Source organism: Bacillus sp. SLBN-46 (assembly GCF_031453555.1).
Lineage (GTDB): Bacteria > Bacillota > Bacilli > Bacillales > Cytobacillaceae > Neobacillus.
Map to the genome: position 1 here is coordinate 3,933,834 of NZ_JAVIZM010000001.1, position 17,475 is coordinate 3,951,308.

Sequence of the window (17,475 nt, forward strand, 5' to 3'; positions counted from 1 at the left end):
GTTTAGTTTCCAGCTTTTTTTTTCAAAAATTTCTTTTCAAGCTCTTCAACAGGAAGTGGGTTAGAATAAAAATATCCTTGAATTTTATCACACTTTGCCTTAGCTAAAAATTCTACTTGTTGTTGAACCTCCACACCCTCAGCAATCACTTCCAAACCTAAACTTTGGCCTAAGTGAATAATCGACCTAATAATAGCAGCATCTTTTTGATCTACAAGAATATCCTTAATAAATGATTGATCAATTTTTAAGCCATCAATAGGAAATTGTTTTAAATAACTTAAGGACGAATACCCAGTCCCAAAGTCATCAACCGAGATGGATATCCCAAGCTCCTTCATTCTTTTTAAAATAGGAATTGTTTCTTTTGTATCCTGCATAGCCCCTTCAGTAATTTCAATCCCTAGAGAAGATGCTTGTATTCCATAGGTTTGAATCATTGATTGAATGAAAGGAACAAGATTTAGATGCAGGAATTGTTTAGGTGATATGTTTATCGCAACACGAATATCCATATATCCTAGGGAATTCCAGGTATGAATTTGTTGACAAGCTTTTTCAATTACCCAATAACCTATTGGGATGATTAGTCCCGTATCTTCTGCCAATGGAATAAATACATTAGGTGAAATAAACCCAAATTCACTATCTTTCCAACGCAGCAAGGCTTCAAAACTTTTTACTTCTCCTGTGGTGATATTAATCTGTGGCTGATAAAACAAAGACAGCTCATCTTTTTCAATAGCCTTTCGCAGGTGTGTCTCTAACGTAACCACATTTGTAAAATCAGAATTCATTTCAGTACGATAAAATTGAAAATGTGCCTTTCCTCTTTCCTTTACACGATAAAGTGCCTCGTCAGCGTTTTTGATTAGCATCTCCGCATCATTTCCGTCATCGGGATATAAGCTTATTCCTATGCTGGTTGAAATATAATACTCCTGGGTATTTAAATAAAAGGATTGTGAGAACACAGAAAAAACTTTTCTGACAAAAGAACTTGCCCTTTCTCGATTAGCCGCGAGCAAAAGAACAGTAAACTCATCACCACCTAGACGATAAATATAGCATGTATCACTTTGAAATTGAGATAATCGATCAGCAACCTTTTTTAAAATCTCATCTCCTGCCAAATGACCGAGAGTATCATTAAGGAACTTAAACCTGTCAAGATCAATTGAAAATAAAGCAAATCCTTTTAATTTATTTTCAGGCAAATGAATTTGATCATTTAATTGTTCCAGTAAGGCTCTTCGATTTAATAATCCCGTTAATTGATCGTGAAAAGCCATAAACTTTATCATTTCCATATTTTTAACTTTTTCTGATAGGTCCTTTAATATCACATATAGCCCTTTGATTTCGTTATGAATGACAATTGGAACAGTTTTAATATGGACAATAAGTAAATAGCCTTTCGAATGAATAACCTTACAATCATGTGCCTCAAGTGCTATGCCAGTACAAGATTTCTGTAAGAGCACTTTAAATTTCTCAATATCCCTGTCATTTATCAAGTCGTAAATCGATCGATTGATTATTTGCTTTTCTGAGTAGCCTGTTAAAAGGGAAGCCGCAGGATTGGCCTCTAGTATTTTCCCATTCAGGTTAATGGTAAAGATTGAATCAAGGTTATGTTCAATAATGGATCGATATCTCTGCTCACTTTCAATTATTTTATTTTTCTCCTGTAACCATTCAGTCACATCTCTTGTGACTGCTACAATATAACTAATGGAACTGTCTTGATCCAAAACTGGAGTTAAGAGAGTTTCACCATATATTTTTCTTCCATCAATTAATTCAAATTGGTCGTCAAAGGTTATGACTGTTTTTCTTTTTACTAATTTCTCATATTTTCGCTGAAGGGAATTTGCGAATGAAAGGGGCAGCACTTCTTGAAATGTCTTTCCAATGGATTCTACAGAAAGGTTAGCTTTTTTCATGCCAGATTCATTGACAAATATATATCGAAATTGTGGTCCTTCTTCTACCTTCATTACAAAGACCATATCTTGAATGTGCTGAAAAATAATATCAAAAATAATTTTCTGTATTTTTCCGCTGGCTTTGCCAGAAGCTAATTCATTCGTTAATAAATTATTTAAATGCTCCATTAAATCATCCTTCAGCTGAAAAATTCTGATTTCTTACAATAATGTTTTTACATTCTAGTATATCTATTTTACAATGAATTTAATTGAATGAAAGTAATTTATTGAAAATAATGATTATTTCGCCAAAATTTTTTAGACATATATATTGCTATGTTTCTATTTTTTTAAAAAAGAGGTATAATAAAGTTGCTTTAACAAAATGAAAGGAGAACATACCTTGAATCACGACCAGAAATATCCCCTATCCAAACTAAATCTAACCATCGAAAACCTCGCTCAAGCAGTCTTTATTGTGAATCGCCATGCAAAAACAGCAACTAATCCCAAATTCTTGTACAAATTAAAACAGGAATCACTAAAAAAATTAATCCAAGAAGGCAAGGCAAAAAAAGTAGGACTCCACTTTTCAGAAAATCCTAGAAACAGCCAACAGCAATCCGATGTGCTCGTTGAATGTGGCAGATATACCTTCCATATTCCTCCCATTAAATCTGATTTCCATGAACTTCCCCATCTTGGTAAACTTGATGGACGTGTTAGAAATCCCAAGGCGACCCTTTCACTAAGTTTCGCTAAAGCTTTATTGCAAACCTACACAGGGATAACTGAAATAGAGAATCCAGTATCCATATCAAAGAAAAATCAACGACCATACCAAAAACCTATATTCAAAAAATTAGGAGAAAGATATTCTTAATAACTAAGAACAAGGGTGACCAAATACTAAACTGGTCACTTTTTTTATTGATGTAAAGAATTCTTATATTCGCTACAACTTCTTGATAGTTTTGTGAACAAAATCACAAAGCAATAGACTCAAATTAAAAACCGCATTACAATACAGTCATAAGAAGTTATTCCAAAACATTAGTATAAACTTTAAAAGAGGTGCTTTTAATTATGAAAGGAACTGCCATTTTATTTCAGGAGCAGAACATTACATTTATTGAAGATGTTGAACATTCCTTTTACGAAGAAATAAAAGAGCAATGTGGTTGTGAACAATGCAGCTGCAAGCTTGATGAGAAGATCATCGATTTCGGTTCTGTGTCACCTGTATTCTGGCATGAAGATGAAATCGACTGGGATTACGGTTATTAATCAAACTCAATAATTTCGATATAAAATTCCCCTCCCCCTAAAAAACGGTCTGAGATAACTCAGGCCGTTTTTAATTTAATTGTAGGTTGCTTGCTTACAAAATGTCTAAATTCATGATATTCTAAACGAAGATTACTCCTTAACTGGAAGGATGGACAAAAATTGGAACACTTAGTAAATAACAGAGTTAAAAATATCGAAATATCAGGAATTAGAAAATTCTTTAATATGGTTTCTCACATGGATGACCTGATCTCGTTTACCATAGGCCAGCCTGATTTTCCTACGCCAGAACATGTGAAAAAAGCTGGGATTGATGCGATTGAAAAAGACTTTACTTCCTATACTCACAATGCAGGAACAATCGAATTACGGAAGGCTGCTTGTGAGTTTGTTGAAAAAAAATATGAATTGGAATATAAAGCAGATTCCGAAATAATTGTAACTGTCGGAGCAAGTGAGGCAATAGATATTGCTTTTCGAACCATATTGGTGGAAGGGACGGAAGTTATTTTACCTGGTCCTATTTATCCTGGATATGAACCCATTATCCGAATGATGGGTGCTGTACCAATACACGTAGATCTTAGAGAAAATCAATTTCGTTTCACTTTAGAAACGATAAAACCATTTATCACTGAAAAGACACGATGTATAGTGCTTCCCTATCCATCCAACCCTACTGGTGTCAGTCTATCAGAGGCTGAGCTCAAAGATATCGCAAATTTTTTAAAAGATAAAGATATCTTTGTTCTTGCAGATGAAATCTACAGTGAACTTTCCTATGACCAGAAACACACGTCTATTGCGCGTTTCTTAAAAGAAAAGACTATTGTGATTAATGGCCTTTCGAAATCCCACTCAATGACTGGCTGGAGAATAGGCTTTCTATTTGCTCCAGAAAACATTACAAAGCACATTTTAAAGGTGCATCAGTATAATGTCTCATGTGCTAATTCCATTGCTCAGAAAGCCGCATTAGAGGCTTTAACAGTAGGAATAAATGATGCTTCAGCTATGAAAGAAGAATATGTGATAAGAAGGGATTATGTGTTTCATCGATTAACATCCATGGGACTTGATACAGTTAAGCCTGATGGAGCATTTTATTTCTTTGTTAAAATCCCTGAGACAATTCCTTTAAATAGCTTTGATTTTGCCATCAAATTAGTGAATGAAACAAAAGTTGCCGTAGTTCCCGGCAGTGCATTTTCTGAATTCGGAGAAGGCTATTTCCGTTTATCCTTTGCCTGCTCCATGGAAACGCTAGAAAATGGGCTCAATCGAATGGAACAATTTATGAATAATTTGAAATAGCTAAAACCCCCTCATCTAAAAATGAGGGGGTTTTTGTTTAAAGTCTGTTATCCTTTATATTTTCCGTTATTCTTTGGTGCTTTTTCTTTTTTAGCTTTATCTTTATGAATTTTATTGGTGGCAGCTGAACCCATTTCATGTGCAAATTCTTCATTTAATACTGCAGAATCAAAACCCTTTTTGTTTTTTTGCTGTGGGTCATTCTTTTTTGTCCGTTTTGCCATATTGATTCCTCCTGTCTTCTTAAGGTTCTATACTAGTTTCTTGAAGACAAGAAAAATTTATGCTTGGGAGATTGTGGCCACCTTGTATTAGTTCTTCCAATATTTATAAAGAGCTTGAGTACCGCTGTCTTCCTCCCCATTTTCAGCTAATTGTTCATAAAGCGACTTCGCCAATGCGAGTCCAGGCACGGGCATATCCATTCGCTCAGCCTCGTCTAAAGCAATTTTCATATCCTTAATAAAATGTTTTATGTAAAAACCAGGTTCAAAATTCCCTTTCAGCATCCTCGGTGCAAGATTGCTTAATGACCAGCTCCCAGCTGCTCCTGTTGTAATGCTTTTTAATACGGTTTCAGGGTCAAGCCCTGCGTTTTCGGCATAGATAACTGCCTCACAGACACCAATCATGTTTGATGCAATGGCAATTTGATTGCACATTTTTGTATGCTGGCCTGCGCCTGGTTTTCCTTGATACACAATATTTGTACCCAAATGCTGCAGAAGAGGAGATATTGCTTCAAATGCTTCCTTTTCACCACCCACCATAATGGATAGCTTCGCTTCCTTTGCACCTACATCTCCTCCAGAAACAGGGGCGTCTATGCTTTGAATCCCTCTTCTTTTGGCTTCTTCATATATTTTCACAGCTAGAGAAGGAGCAGAAGTCGTCATATCAATAAGGTAACTTCCTTCCCTTCCATGAGGAATTAATCCATTTTCACCAAAATACACTTCCTCTACATCCACTGGATAACCGACAATGGTGAAAATCACATTTGCCTTTATTGCCACTTCTTTTGGAGTTTCGACCCACTCTGCCCCTTTCTCTACTAACTCATTTGCCTTTTCCTTTGTTCTAGAATAAATCACTAAAGGATAACCAGCGTCTAATAAATGACCGGCCATACTCTTTCCCATTACGCCAGTTCCAATAAAGCCAATTACGGTGTTATCTGGATTATGCAAATTAATCTTCCTCTCAATTGATTTTTTCTCTATTTTAGCACTATCATTTTGTTATTAGTTAAAATTTGCATAAAAAAAGACCGAAACGTCCAGTCGTCCGGTCTCCGTGCTCCATCTCCAAATTTATGCACATATTAATGATGTCCTTACTCAATAAAAAATAAACCATTATAATTCAGAAGAAAAGTTTGTTAAATAGGTTCGTCCAAATACTTCCTTATCATTAAATACTTCTATAGAGACTGCTTGATCTCTTTCAATCATATTTTTTAGCTCATAAATATGTAAATCCTTTTTTAATGGAAGTGGGTCCATAAAGATATACTTCTCGCCTTTTTCACTTACCTCTAAATACTCACCGTTAAGGACTTGCTCTTCTCCATAAATAATTTCTCTTTTTCCAATGGCCTCAGCTAATTGATCATCATGGATCGTAACCTTTACTTTATACATCTGATGGCCTTCTAAAATCTCATTGTTTATTCGAAAGCGAAATTGCAGCTCATTGTTTTTCGTTAATAATGCATCTGCATACCGATTCACAATTAACTCATTTGAGAAAAATAGCCCACAGCCACTTAAAAAAGAAATACAAAAAACTCCAATAAGTAAGGCAAACATTCGATGAATTTTTCTTCGCATTCATAACACTCCCCTTTATTTTTACCATAGCCATAATTGAACGGTAATAAACGTAAAGAAAGGTTAATAAAGGAAAAAAAACAACATAAACTAAATAGCCTTTACCATGCCCCCATCTACTAGGAAAGAACTTCCAGTCATATAGGAATTTGCATCTGAAAGGAGAAATGCAGCAACATTGGCAAACTCCTCAGGAGTTCCGTACCTTTTCAATGGAATACCTGCTTTTACTTGAAGTTCAACCGCTTCCCTCTCTACACCCAGCTTATCGGCATTCACTTGATCTAAATGTTTAACACGATCAGTCGCAATTCTGCCAGGAGCAATAGTGTTTATTAAAATATTATAAGGCGCTAATTCTGTTGCCAACGTCTTTGATAAACCTACGATTCCTGTTCGGAATGTATTGGAAAGGATGAGACCAGGAATAGGTTCTTTTATTGATGAGGAAGCTATATTTAGTATTTTCCCCCCCTGTTGCTTTAAAAAAGGCAATGCAGCACGAATGACACGTACATAGGATAACAAATTCAGTTCAAATGAAGTTTGCCAATCTTCGTCCGTTAAGTCTTCGAACGCTCCTGCTCGTGGACCACCTGCATTATTTACTAGTAAGTGTAGACCTCCGAACGTCTCATTAGTGACAGCAACTAACTGGTTAATATCATTTATGTTTGTAATATCCGCTTTTTGAAACGCTACTCGCCCTGTACCGATTGACTGAAGTTCTAATGCTTTTTGTTTTAATTTTTCTTCTTCACGGCCTGAAATCATGACGTTGACACCTTCTTTTACAAGCCTTTCTGCAATCGCATATCCTAGTCCTTGACTGGATGCTACAACCAAAGCTGATTTACCAGATAAATTTAGTTCCATATTTTATTCATGCCTCCTTATTATTCTATCTTCAGTATACAAGATTACCAAAGAAAGGTAGTGGTAGAAAACTCAAAAAAAAGGCGGAATATTTGATCCGCCTTTTTTTTGTCAACTTATATTTAGAATGTATGGCCAAGATCCTTTGCACGTGCAATAGCATTCTCTTTAATTTCTTGTGCTTTATCCGGCATCGCATTATGACCTTCGACGAAAAGACCTTCAAGCTCATTGATACCAAAGAAGCTCATCATGACACTTATATAACGGTGACCCATTTCCATCTGTGCCGCTGGTCCTTCAGAATAGATTCCACCGCGCGCTTGGATGTGTAAAGCTTTTTTGCCTGGTAAAAGTCCTACCGGCCCTTGTTCTGTATATTTAAACGTTTTACCTGCTACAGCAACAGAATCTAAATACGCTTTCATTACAGGTGGGAATGAGAAGTTCCATAATGGTGTGACAAATACATATTTATCAGCAGCGATAAATTGGTCACTTAATTCATTTAGACGGCTGACTTTTGCTTTTTCTTCAGATGAAAGTTCGTCAAATGCTTGTCCAGAACGGAGCTTTCCCCATCCACTGAAAACATCTGCATCGATATGAGGAATATTTTCACTGTATAAATCTACGTGAACTACTTCATCATTCGGGTTTTTTTCTTTATAGCTATCGATAAATGCTTTACCCACTGCCATACTATATGATTGTGATTCATCATGGGGATGCGCAGTAATGTATAATACTTGTGCCATTCTAATCACCTTTCTTGTTGTGTATAATCTAATATAGTTTGAATCAAAATCTTATAAAATAAACAATGAAATTTATTTTAATTTAAGACATCTTTAATTCAAGGTAATTATATAGGAGAAGAGGTTACCTTTCAAACAATCTGCTTTGTAAAAAATAAAAAAGGATTTGTCATGTGACAAACCCTAGCAAAGAACATTATTCATTTGTATCAAGTGAATAAGGATTACGACCGATGGTAATTCTCATTTCATCAGTCATCTGGAATGGTTCAGTTACTACTGCCTCGTTTGTTGCTTGGCCAAGTTGAGAACTTCCATCATAATGTACAGGCTTTTGTTCCATTTTCCTTTTCACCTCCACAGACTCTTACAGTTATCATATGTATATTTGTACCCATTTACCGCTTATTTCTCTAACTCATAATACCCATAATAACTAGTTAAAATTAACAGTAATACAGGTCTTTCTAACCATTATTATACTCCTTTTGTCACAAAAAAGACATAATTTTATAAAAAATAATAATATTATTTCATCATGTATATAAAAAAAGAGACTGACTAAAGTCAGTCTCTTTATAGATTCTTATTTTACTTAATAGCAGAATTAACTGCTGCAATTACTTGGTCAGTTGTTTGCATGTTGAGAACTTCTTGAGCTAGCTTCTCCATGTCAGACTTTTTTAAGTTCCGAATTAAGGAGCGAGCCTTTAGTATGGATGTTGCACTCATAGAGAATTCATCAAGTCCTAATCCTAAAAGAACAGGAATAGCTGTTTCGTCCCCAGCCATTTCTCCGCACATACCTGCCCATTTGCCTTCCGCATGCGCAGCATCGATTACCATTTTTACCAATCTTAAAATAGATGGGCTGTATGGCTGATAGAGATACGACACACGTTGGTTCATACGGTCAGCGGCCATTGTGTATTGAATCAAATCATTGGTTCCAATACTGAAAAAGTCTACTTCTTTAGCAAATTGATCAGCTAAAACAGCAGTAGAAGGGATCTCAACCATAATACCTAATTCAATATGTTCCGCAACTTTCTGATTTTCTGAAATAAGCTTTTGCTTTTCTTCTTCAAGAATCGCTTTAGCCTCTCTAAATTCATCTAAGGTTGCAATCATAGGGAACATAATTTTTAAGTTACCATAGCTGCTGGCACGTAATAATGCACGAAGCTGGGTACGGAAAATATCCTGCTCTTCAAGACATAAACGGATTGCACGGAAACCTAAGAATGGGTTTAATTCCTTAGGCAGCTCAAGATATGGAAGTTCCTTATCTCCCCCGATATCAAGCGTCCTTACTACAACAGGTTTTCCACTCATTCCTTCTAATACTGCCTTATACGCTTCGAATTGCTCTTCTTCTGTAGGAAGTTGGTCTCTACCCATGTAAAGGAATTCTGTTCTGTAAAGGCCTACCCCTTCACCACCATTTTCTGTAACTCCCTTTAAATCTTTAGGAGTTCCGATGTTGGCAGCCAATTCCACATGATGGTCATCAGCAGAAACAGTAGGTTCATTTACTAATTTCGCCCATTCTGCCTTTTGTAACTCATAATCTTCATGTGTCTTACGGTATTGTTCAACAAGTTCTGGTGTTGGGTTAATGTGAACTTCACCCTTTAAGCCGTCTACAACAACTAAGTCACCATTGTTAATTTCCTCTGTTGCCGTCTTTGTACCGACAACTGCAGGAATTTCCATCGACCGAGCCATAATAGCTGAATGAGAGGTACGTCCACCAATATTAGTTGTAAAACCTTTCACAAACTGTCTGTTTAATTGTGCTGTATCTGAAGGAGTTAAGTCCTCAGCAACAATAATTACTTCCTCAGCAATCATGCTTGGATTGACAATATGAACACCTAATAAATGTGAAAGAACACGTTTCGTTACATCTCGAATATCTGCAGCACGTTCTTTCATATATTCATTATCCATTTGTTCAAACATCATAATGAACATGTCTGCTGTTTCCTTTAGAGCAGTCTCAGCATTCACATTTTCAGACTTTATTTTATCTTCAATAGGTGCATTTAACTCTGGATCACTTAATACAAGAAGATGTGCTTCGAAGATGGCTGCTTTATCTGCACCAAGGTCAATTTTGGCACGATCGCGAATAGCTTCTAATTCACTTTTTGATTGCGCCATAGCTTGACGGAAACGATCTATTTCAGCAGCAGAATCTTCAACTGTTACTTTTTCGAAAGATAAATCTGGCTCAACCAAACGGTATGCCTTCGCAATGGCAATACCATTTGATGCAGCAATTCCATTTAAGAACGTCATTATTCTGCCAAACCTTCTTTTTTCAAAGTTTCTGCTAAGCTGTTTAATGCCTCGTCTGCATCGTTGCCTTCAGCAGTGATCACAATGTCAGCTCCTTGGCCCACACCTAGAGACATAACACCCATAATAGATTTTAAGTTAACTTTTTTGCCTTTATATTCTAATGTAATTTCAGAATCGAATCTGCTAGCTGTTTGAACTAATAAAGTTGCTGGTCTTGCGTGAATTCCTGTTTCTGCTATTACCTTAAATTGCTTTTCTGCCATGATTAATCAAACTCCTTTAATAAGTAAATGTATTTATTCTGACTTAATAAAAATAAACATTTCTTCTTATTTAGTCAACTAAATCAATAAAAGACTAAAGAATTAAAATCAATCCTTTTCAGCTTAATTTTTCCAAAAAACTAACCATTCATGTATTGATTTTAACCTCGTCATGATGTTTATTTGTATACAAGTGCTAGAATATCATTTTAATTCATAGTAAACAACTGAAAAACTCAAAAAACATTATTGTTCACAAAACTGTCAATAACTCTCAAAAACCCCCAAAACACTTTAATTATAACAGCACAAAAAGTTGTCTTTTAGGACAACTTTTTAAGGATTCCATTTATTTAAAGACCATGGCAGCGTTAACAGCCTTTTTCCAGCCTTCATATAAAGTCTTCCGATTTTCATCTGTCATCTTGGGATTAAATTGCTGTTCAATTGCCCATTGCTTAGAAATCTCCTCTTGATTATCCCAATAACCAACTGCGAGCCCTGCCAAATAGGCTGCTCCAAGTGCGGTAGTTTCATTGATGATTGGCCGCTCAACAGGAACATTTAAGATGTCACTTTGGAAGGACATTAAAAAGTTATTTTTAACTGCTCCTCCATCCACACGAAGCGTTTTTAATTCAATAAGTGAATCAGCTTCCATCGCTGATAAAACGTCTTTTGTCTGATAGGCTAAGGATTCTAGTGTGGCCCGGACAAAATGCTCTTTCGAAGTTCCTCGTGTTAATCCAAAAACTGCACCCCGGACATCACTATCCCAGTATGGAGTACCCAAGCCAACAAATGCTGGAACAACATAGACACCTGCTGTTGAATCTACCTTTGCTGCATAATCCTCGCTATCCTTTGCGTTCTTCAATATTCTTAGCCCATCCCGCAGCCATTGAATGGCTGACCCAGCAACAAAGATACTGCCTTCAAGGGCGTAGTGAACTTTCCCATTTAATCCCCAAGCAATAGTTGTTAGTAGTCCATGTTCTGATTGAACGGCTTTCTCCCCGGTATTCATTAACATAAAGCAACCTGTACCGTAGGTATTCTTAGCCATTCCTTTTTCAAAACACGCCTGCCCGAAGAGAGCTGCTTGTTGATCCCCAGCAACGCCAGCAATGGGGATTTCTTTCCCAAAAAAATGATAATCGACTGTATTAGCATATACTTCAGACGATGGTCGGACCTCTGGCAGCATGATTTTTGGTACACCTAAAATTTCTAATAGTTCTTCATCCCATTTTAGTTCAAAAATATTAAACATTAACGTACGGGAAGCATTAGAATAATCTGTAACATGCGCTCGTCCACCCGAAAGCTTCCAAATTAACCATGTATCAATGGTTCCAAGTAGTAATTTTCCATCATTCGCTTTTTCACGAGCATCCTTTACATTGTCTAGAATCCACTTTACCTTTGTACCTGAAAAATAAGCATCAATAAGCAAGCCCGTTTTTTCACGGAACAATTGATTGTAGCCTTTTTCTCTTAGTTCATCACAAATCCCGCTTGTCTGCCTTGACTGCCAAACAATCGCATTGTAAATCGGCTCACCTGTTTCTTTATCCCACACCACAGTGGTTTCACGCTGGTTAGTGATCCCTATGCCGGCTATTTGATTGGCTTTAATTCCTGATTCAGATAATACACCTGCAATAACTGAGAGAATGGAACCCCAAATCTCGTTAGGACTATGTTCTACCCATCCTGGTTGTGGAAAATACTGAGTAAATTCCTTTTGCGCTGAGTGGATGATTTCACCTTTTTTATTAAAAAGAATTGCTCTCGAGCTAGTTGTCCCTTGGTCCAGGGATAAAATATATTGTTCCAATCAAACCCCTCCTCATGCTCTCCCGAAGGTTTAGTGCTTTCCCTTTTTATGAATTTCATTTAATTGCTGCTTTATCTGATGAATTTCTGCCTTTATATACGACTGTTCTTGAGTAGAGGACTGTACATGACCATAACGTACTTTTTCATATATGCCTATTATTTCATCTCCTCCCTCTAATCCAATTCTATTCCACCATTCTTCAAGCGATTCAGATGAAAGACGACCTAATTTTAATTTATGGGCGTATTTCTCTAGATTATATATTTCCCTTCTTATATACTCCTCCGGTGGTCTACCCCTTTTTCGTAATCCCACCATCGAGTTTGTGCTAAAGAAAGCATCGAAAACCTCTATCCTTGGCGTGGAGTTACTTTCTATTGCCTGTTGCTTAAGTCTTTTCTTATAGATTAAGTAGCCAATAATCCCTACAACTACCACAATAAGAATTATGAGTAAGTAATCCATCGAGAAGGACCGATCTTGATATTTACCCGCTTCATTCTCCATATCACTTTCGAAGGCTTTTGGCACATATTCCTCCTGCCCAAAAAGACCCATAATGAATTCAAGGCCACTTAAGAGTGGATTTGCAATTAGATTACTTAAAAGCATGACAATCACATGTAAGATGCTGAAAAAAGCGAGTTGAACATATTTCAGTAAAAATGTTAGTCCTATTCCTATAATAAAGAATCCAGCAAGGATTTTCATAAAATAAAAAGCAAATTTAGTTTTGTCTGTTTGAATAGAATACCATTTGCCATAAAAACTGCCCAATAGGGCTAGTATTATTTGAGATATTAGTAGATAAATCAATACGTCTTGAAATGGATAGTGACTCAGCGCGGAATAGATGATTGCAATCAAACCTACCATAAAAGATAACAGTAATATTACCGCCTCAGATTGTAGCGATCCATTATCATACAATGAAATTCCCCGCCAAAATATAAATAAACCAATAATTAATCCAAAAAATAGAGAATGCTCTGCTTGGTGATAAATATATAACAGCAATGGGAAAATCGTTACAATATAAACCCATTTTCCCTTCTCACGTATTTTTACAAGAAGGCTTGCTAAAAAAATCATACCGCCCATACAAGTAAGCAACAAAAAGGAAATAGGCGGGAATTCTTTTTTATTTATGTAAAATAAAGAAAGGAAAAGAATCCCTACATTACATTCCAAGACAAATCGATAGGTTATGGAAGCAACACGTTTCATCATTGGCGTACCCTTCTATCATTTTGAATGTCTAATTCACTTAGAACACCATGCTCCTGTTCAATAGTAAGCTCAAGCATCTTAGCTCCTCTTTGTCCGACCTTTAAGAGCATCCGGTTAGTTTCTTCTGTCCTGATACCTGTGTGGATAAAAAAGGGTTGTGACGTTAGATGTCTATTATAAAAAGAAAGCATATATTCATATGGAATACTTGTATTTTGAGTACTAATGGAGGCCAGAGTTTCCAATGCCTTTTGGAGTTGTTCTTTTCCTTCTCCTTTTGGAAGAAATAAAAAAGGGGTACTCCCTGCTGTCCGTACATTAATACATAAGGAATAAGGAATCTGTTTGTTACATGCATAATAAGCAATCTCAGTAATTCCACTAATCAATTTCTCGATTTGAGCTGTCATGGAGTGACCGTTCGAAACATTTAAGAAAATAGTCCAGCCCTTTTCGGAAATTTTTTCAAAAACTTTTGTTTGCAGCGTTTGTTTTTTTGCACTCGCTTTCCAATGGATACGATTAAAGCTATCCGAAAATATATAATCCCTTGTTCCTAAAGGACCAAGGCGATCTTCATAAACTGAATAAGGAACGGCGTTTACACCTTGTAGAACAGACAATTTCTCTATTAGCCCTTTTACTGGAATAGGTTGGGGATAGACCACGGCTTGTTGCTTTAAAAACGTTTTTGATTCCAAAATGATTTCTCCGAATCCTAAAAGACTTGGCACATGAAATTCAAGCTTACGAATTCTGGCAATTCCCCTTCTTCTAGCTTCGAAAGGAATGACTACCTGTTTTGTTTGTTTGCTAAAAATAGAAAACGGTATTGAAATATCATACATGGAAGAATTGGATTCCATTTCTTCACCCTCTGGAACCACAAAATGATCAAAGTACACTCTTAGGTCACCCTTTAAGATGGGGAACCCCTCATTCCTAAAAATGAATGACCATTGTCCATTATCCTCGACAAAAAAATGGTTTTTTTCATAAATATTATCTAAATAAAGCTTATCACCTGCTTTTTTTAGATAATATTTATTAGCAACCACAATGACTAGAAAAAATATGGCTAAGAAAAGGACTAATTTTGACTCCATATACAAGCTGACAAAGATAAGGAGTATGGCAAAAATACTAATACCCGGAATCTTTCGGTCTTCTACCGAATCTTTACTCCAAGTCATTCATTTGCCCCCACTTCTACTGGTACAGGTACTGTGTGTATGATTTCTTCAATAATAGCTTCAGGAGTTTTAGTTAAGGAGCTCTCAATTGATAAAAAGATTCTATGTCCTAGAACAAACGGAGCTACTGTTTTAACATCATCTGGGGTAACATATGTACGGCCATTCAAAAATGCTTTTCCTTGCGATGCTCTCATTAAGGCTAACGTTCCTCTTGGGCTCACTCCTAATTCAATACTATTATGCTCCCGCGTTCTCCTTACAACAGTCAGCAGGTAATCCTCCATCTCGTCTGAAATGTAAATGTTGTTGATGGATTGCTTTAATTGTTCTATTTCTTGCGCAGTAAAGACTTGGCCAATCGTGCTCACTTTTTTATCCCCGCGATGAATTTGCATGATTCTCTTTTCTTCCTCATACATCGGATAATCTACATTAATTTTAATAAAAAATCGATCCATCTGAGCAACAGGCAGTGAAAAGGTCCCTTGCTGTGATTCAACGGGATTCTGTGTGGCAATTACCATGAAGGGTTCCATTAATCTAACCGTTTCTCCATCAATTGTTACCTGTCTTTCTTCCATTACTTCTAATAAACTGGACTGTGTTCTCGGTGTGGCCCTGTTAATTTCATCAGCTAAAACTATGTTGGCCATAATAGGTCCTGGTCGTAATTCAAATTCCTGCAGCTTTGGATTAAAAAACTGGATCCCCGTAACATCACTTGGAAGGACATCTGGGGTAAATTGAATGCGCGAAAATTCCCCCCTCCAATTGCAGTTGCAAAGCTTTTCGCGAGCATGGTTTTCCCTGTTCCGGGAACACTTTCAAGTAATATATGTCCATTAAATAATAAAGAAATTGCCATTAATTCTACTTCTGTATCCTTTCCGACAATCACTTTACCAATTTCCCTTTTTAATTCTGTGATTTTTTCTATAAGAACCACTCTCTCATCCCCTTAGACGTGTATTAATTTTATAGTCTTATATATTTTATCAAATTTTTAAATATTTCCAAATATAAACAAAAAACCGCTCTAATAAAGCGGTTTTGTCTACTATTAACTTCTTGGTTCTTTAAGATACTGGTATAGTACATCTCCCCCTCGCTGACCAATTCCACGGAAATGTTTAAAATCTTTTCTTTTTACAAGAACCTCGCGAAATTCCATAAAATCCTCGTTCTTCACGTAATACTCTGATAGTTCACCTGTCATAAGTCTATTTAGAATGTCGGTTACATACTCTTCGTTCATTTCTTAGCACCACCTTTTCTATAATTATTTTATCGTATATTCATTTCTTAAAGTCAAATTATCGCTTTCTTCTATTCTACTTATGGTAGCGTTTTCTATACTTTTTACTATTTTCTTCACATATACCTGAAATATTCAGTGATAATTAACAAAATTGTCAAATAAAAGGCTTTACGAATGCCGAAAAGTAGTGCAAACTGGTATTTAACTGGTTTTATTATAGTTTTGTAGTAAAGGAGAGAGACTAAATGAAAAAAGCAGAAGTTGGGAATATCATAGAATTCCGTGGTGGTTTGCAAGGGATTGTTGAAAAGGTAAATGAAAATTCTGTAATAGTCGACCTAACATATATGGATAATTATCGTGATTTGGAATTAGATCAACGTACGGTTGTCAACCATAAAAACTATAAGGTAGTAAAAGAAAGCGCTTATTAATGGAAAAAATTCGTAAGAAAAGGCAGTTTATCCTGCCTTTTCTTTTTTATTTACACTATCTCTTATTCTTTTCCCTTCCCTGTTTCGTTGGCAAGGTCTTTTAATGACTTTACTTTCCCATGGGGGTTTTGATCCTGTTTTCTAACTGTCCATTCCCTCTCTTGCTCACTTTTTGACTTACTCATCCCTATCACTCCTTTCTAGGTTATTTTTTTCTTTTTTTTCTCTTCTTATCAGTCATTTTTGTGAATTCATTCATGTAAACATTTCCTTTGAAAATCATTTTTGCTACAATAACCTTTATTGACTCTTAAAGGAGATGCCACTAATGAAAAAACACAACCTAGACATAAGGCTTATTGTCGGGTTACTTGTTGCCCATATCCTCATCAACTTTTCATTTCATGATAAAGCTATATTTTGGTATATTTTTTCTGGCTCTTTACTGGTGTTAATTGCCTATGCTACCCTCCAAGGTGATGTAGACGATGAAGTCCCGTTTATCAAGTATTTCTTTTTTGGGGTAGTAAGTGGATTTGTACTCTACTTAGTTTTTTGGCTGGGAATTCAAGCAATGGAGTTGCTTCACCTTCCATTTGAAAATAGCCTAAATAAATTGTACAAGTTGTATGCACCTTCGTTATTTTGGCAGTACATTGCTTTAATATTAGTTGCTGCACCTGGAGAAGAGCTTTTCTGGCGTGGATTTATTCAGAAAAATTTAATGAAATATTTTCGTCCATTGGTAAGTATTGTAATAGCTGCATTACTTTATGCTTCTGTACACATCTATTCTGGTTCTTTTTTGTTAGTTTTAGCTGCTTTTCTATCAGGTCTTACCTGGGGATTCCTCTATTACTGGAAAAAAAGCATGCCGCTTATCATTGTTTCACATCTTGTCTTTGACATCATGATTTTTATTATTTTACCGCTTAAATAGTTA

Annotated in this window: 19 protein-coding genes and 1 pseudogene; 5 read left to right on the plus strand and 15 right to left on the minus strand. The window is 36.0% G+C overall.

All coding sequences use genetic code 11. The features are described from left to right. Positions 1 to 2: 2 nt before the first annotated feature. Positions 3 to 2,117 (minus strand): sensor domain-containing protein, encoded by a 2,115-nt coding sequence (locus tag QFZ87_RS20025; RefSeq protein WP_309865406.1) that lies wholly within the window; start codon positions 2,115 to 2,117, stop codon positions 3 to 5. 199 nt (positions 2,118 to 2,316) lie between these two features. Between QFZ87_RS20025 and QFZ87_RS20030 the strand changes: the two genes are divergently transcribed. The 3 genes from QFZ87_RS20030 to QFZ87_RS20040 all read left to right on the plus strand — a co-directional run bounded on the left by QFZ87_RS20030 (position 2,317) and on the right by QFZ87_RS20040 (position 4,535). After that, positions 2,317 to 2,814, plus strand: a complete 498-nt coding sequence (locus QFZ87_RS20030) for a YkyB family protein (RefSeq protein ID WP_309865409.1) — start codon at positions 2,317 to 2,319, stop codon at positions 2,812 to 2,814. 203 nt (positions 2,815 to 3,017) lie between these two features. Then, complete coding sequence (locus tag QFZ87_RS20035; protein WP_308080345.1) at positions 3,018 to 3,218, plus strand: hypothetical protein; 201 nt, start codon at positions 3,018 to 3,020, stop codon at positions 3,216 to 3,218. A gap of 162 nt (positions 3,219 to 3,380) precedes the next feature. After that, positions 3,381 to 4,535: an aminotransferase A gene (locus tag QFZ87_RS20040; RefSeq protein WP_309865413.1), complete on the plus strand. Its 1,155-nt coding sequence runs from the start codon at positions 3,381 to 3,383 to the stop codon at positions 4,533 to 4,535. Positions 4,536 to 4,582: 47 nt separating this feature from the next. On the opposite strand, the gene QFZ87_RS20045 is transcribed toward QFZ87_RS20040, so the two are convergent. The 13 genes and pseudogenes from QFZ87_RS20045 to QFZ87_RS20105 all read right to left on the minus strand — a co-directional run bounded on the left by QFZ87_RS20045 (position 4,583) and on the right by QFZ87_RS20105 (position 16,095). Next, positions 4,583 to 4,759 carry a hypothetical protein gene (locus QFZ87_RS20045; protein ID WP_309865416.1) on the minus strand — a complete coding sequence of 59 codons (177 nt, stop codon included), beginning with the start codon at positions 4,757 to 4,759 and terminating at the stop codon, positions 4,583 to 4,585. A gap of 87 nt (positions 4,760 to 4,846) precedes the next feature. Next, positions 4,847 to 5,725 carry an NAD(P)-dependent oxidoreductase gene (locus QFZ87_RS20050; RefSeq protein WP_309865418.1) on the minus strand — a complete coding sequence of 293 codons (879 nt, stop codon included), beginning with the start codon at positions 5,723 to 5,725 and terminating at the stop codon, positions 4,847 to 4,849. 168 nt (positions 5,726 to 5,893) lie between these two features. Next, positions 5,894 to 6,367 (minus strand): hypothetical protein, encoded by a 474-nt coding sequence (locus QFZ87_RS20055; RefSeq protein ID WP_309865420.1) that lies wholly within the window; start codon positions 6,365 to 6,367, stop codon positions 5,894 to 5,896. Positions 6,368 to 6,457: 90 nt separating this feature from the next. After that, positions 6,458 to 7,243 (minus strand): SDR family oxidoreductase, encoded by a 786-nt coding sequence (locus tag QFZ87_RS20060; protein WP_309865422.1) that lies wholly within the window; start codon positions 7,241 to 7,243, stop codon positions 6,458 to 6,460. 122 nt (positions 7,244 to 7,365) lie between these two features. Beyond that, positions 7,366 to 8,001, minus strand: coding sequence for an FMN-dependent NADH-azoreductase (locus tag QFZ87_RS20065; protein ID WP_308080351.1), 636 nt, complete (start codon positions 7,999 to 8,001; stop codon positions 7,366 to 7,368). A gap of 196 nt (positions 8,002 to 8,197) precedes the next feature. Then, complete coding sequence (locus QFZ87_RS20070) at positions 8,198 to 8,344, minus strand: hypothetical protein (protein WP_309865424.1); 147 nt, start codon at positions 8,342 to 8,344, stop codon at positions 8,198 to 8,200. A 248-nt stretch (positions 8,345 to 8,592) separates the two neighbouring features. Then, entirely contained in the window at positions 8,593 to 10,305 is a 1,713-nt protein-coding gene (ptsP, locus tag QFZ87_RS20075; RefSeq protein ID WP_309865426.1) for a phosphoenolpyruvate--protein phosphotransferase, read from the minus strand. After that, positions 10,305 to 10,571 (minus strand): phosphocarrier protein HPr, encoded by a 267-nt coding sequence (locus tag QFZ87_RS20080; RefSeq protein WP_309865430.1) that lies wholly within the window; start codon positions 10,569 to 10,571, stop codon positions 10,305 to 10,307. The genes ptsP and QFZ87_RS20080 overlap by 1 nt, the downstream gene beginning before the upstream one ends. Positions 10,572 to 10,920: 349 nt before the next feature. Further along, a complete protein-coding gene (glpK, locus tag QFZ87_RS20085; protein WP_309865432.1) occupies positions 10,921 to 12,411 on the minus strand; it encodes a glycerol kinase GlpK in 1,491 nt (496 codons plus the stop codon). A gap of 30 nt (positions 12,412 to 12,441) precedes the next feature. Continuing rightward, positions 12,442 to 13,644 (minus strand): hypothetical protein, encoded by a 1,203-nt coding sequence (locus QFZ87_RS20090; RefSeq protein WP_309865434.1) that lies wholly within the window; start codon positions 13,642 to 13,644, stop codon positions 12,442 to 12,444. Continuing rightward, complete coding sequence (locus tag QFZ87_RS20095; protein WP_309865436.1) at positions 13,641 to 14,837, minus strand: DUF58 domain-containing protein; 1,197 nt, start codon at positions 14,835 to 14,837, stop codon at positions 13,641 to 13,643. Before QFZ87_RS20095 ends, QFZ87_RS20090 begins: the two co-directional genes overlap by 4 nt. Further along, positions 14,834 to 15,786: pseudogene (locus tag QFZ87_RS20100) on the minus strand (AAA family ATPase). The gene QFZ87_RS20095 and the pseudogene QFZ87_RS20100 overlap by 4 nt, the downstream one beginning before the upstream one ends. A 114-nt stretch (positions 15,787 to 15,900) precedes the next feature. Then, on the minus strand, positions 15,901 to 16,095 hold the full coding sequence (locus tag QFZ87_RS20105; RefSeq protein ID WP_309865438.1) for a hypothetical protein: 195 nt from the start codon (positions 16,093 to 16,095) through the stop codon (positions 15,901 to 15,903). Positions 16,096 to 16,343: 248 nt separating this feature from the next. Between QFZ87_RS20105 and QFZ87_RS20110 the strand changes: the two genes are divergently transcribed. After that, the gene (locus tag QFZ87_RS20110) at positions 16,344 to 16,532 is read left to right on the plus strand and encodes a YkvS family protein (RefSeq protein WP_149869412.1); all 189 of its coding nucleotides are present in this window, start codon (positions 16,344 to 16,346) and stop codon (positions 16,530 to 16,532) included. 62 nt (positions 16,533 to 16,594) lie between these two features. Here QFZ87_RS20110 and QFZ87_RS20115 read toward each other — a convergent pair whose 3' ends face one another. Beyond that, the gene (locus tag QFZ87_RS20115; protein WP_308080360.1) at positions 16,595 to 16,717 is read right to left on the minus strand and encodes a DUF6254 family protein; all 123 of its coding nucleotides are present in this window, start codon (positions 16,715 to 16,717) and stop codon (positions 16,595 to 16,597) included. A gap of 143 nt (positions 16,718 to 16,860) precedes the next feature. On the opposite strand from QFZ87_RS20115, the gene QFZ87_RS20120 reads away from it, so the two are divergent. Next, a complete protein-coding gene (locus QFZ87_RS20120) occupies positions 16,861 to 17,472 on the plus strand; it encodes a CPBP family intramembrane glutamic endopeptidase (RefSeq protein WP_309865442.1) in 612 nt (203 codons plus the stop codon). Positions 17,473 to 17,475: the final 3 nt, after the last annotated feature.

What these genes read in the sequence shown, in the direction of transcription:
- QFZ87_RS20025 (WP_309865406.1), bottom strand. Translation starts at nt 2,117, where the DNA reads ATGGAGCATTTAAATAATTTATTAACGAATGAATTAGCTTCTGGCAAA.
- QFZ87_RS20030 (WP_309865409.1), top strand. Translation starts at nt 2,317, where the DNA reads ATGAAAGGAGAACATACCTTGAATCACGACCAGAAATATCCCCTATCC.
- QFZ87_RS20035 (WP_308080345.1), top strand. Translation starts at nt 3,018, where the DNA reads ATGAAAGGAACTGCCATTTTATTTCAGGAGCAGAACATTACATTTATT.
- QFZ87_RS20045 (WP_309865416.1), bottom strand. Translation starts at nt 4,759, where the DNA reads ATGGCAAAACGGACAAAAAAGAATGACCCACAGCAAAAAAACAAAAAG.
- QFZ87_RS20055 (WP_309865420.1), bottom strand. Translation starts at nt 6,367, where the DNA reads ATGCGAAGAAAAATTCATCGAATGTTTGCCTTACTTATTGGAGTTTTT.
- QFZ87_RS20060 (WP_309865422.1), bottom strand. Translation starts at nt 7,243, where the DNA reads ATGGAACTAAATTTATCTGGTAAATCAGCTTTGGTTGTAGCATCCAGT.
- QFZ87_RS20065 (WP_308080351.1), bottom strand. Translation starts at nt 8,001, where the DNA reads ATGGCACAAGTATTATACATTACTGCGCATCCCCATGATGAATCACAA.
- QFZ87_RS20070 (WP_309865424.1), bottom strand. Translation starts at nt 8,344, where the DNA reads ATGGAACAAAAGCCTGTACATTATGATGGAAGTTCTCAACTTGGCCAA.
- ptsP (WP_309865426.1), bottom strand. Translation starts at nt 10,305, where the DNA reads ATGACGTTCTTAAATGGAATTGCTGCATCAAATGGTATTGCCATTGCG.
- QFZ87_RS20080 (WP_309865430.1), bottom strand. Translation starts at nt 10,571, where the DNA reads ATGGCAGAAAAGCAATTTAAGGTAATAGCAGAAACAGGAATTCACGCA.
- QFZ87_RS20090 (WP_309865434.1), bottom strand. Translation starts at nt 13,644, where the DNA reads ATGATGAAACGTGTTGCTTCCATAACCTATCGATTTGTCTTGGAATGT.
- QFZ87_RS20095 (WP_309865436.1), bottom strand. Translation starts at nt 14,837, where the DNA reads ATGACTTGGAGTAAAGATTCGGTAGAAGACCGAAAGATTCCGGGTATT.
- QFZ87_RS20105 (WP_309865438.1), bottom strand. Translation starts at nt 16,095, where the DNA reads ATGAACGAAGAGTATGTAACCGACATTCTAAATAGACTTATGACAGGT.
- QFZ87_RS20110 (WP_149869412.1), top strand. Translation starts at nt 16,344, where the DNA reads ATGAAAAAAGCAGAAGTTGGGAATATCATAGAATTCCGTGGTGGTTTG.
- QFZ87_RS20115 (WP_308080360.1), bottom strand. Translation starts at nt 16,717, where the DNA reads ATGAGTAAGTCAAAAAGTGAGCAAGAGAGGGAATGGACAGTTAGAAAA.
- QFZ87_RS20120 (WP_309865442.1), top strand. Translation starts at nt 16,861, where the DNA reads ATGAAAAAACACAACCTAGACATAAGGCTTATTGTCGGGTTACTTGTT.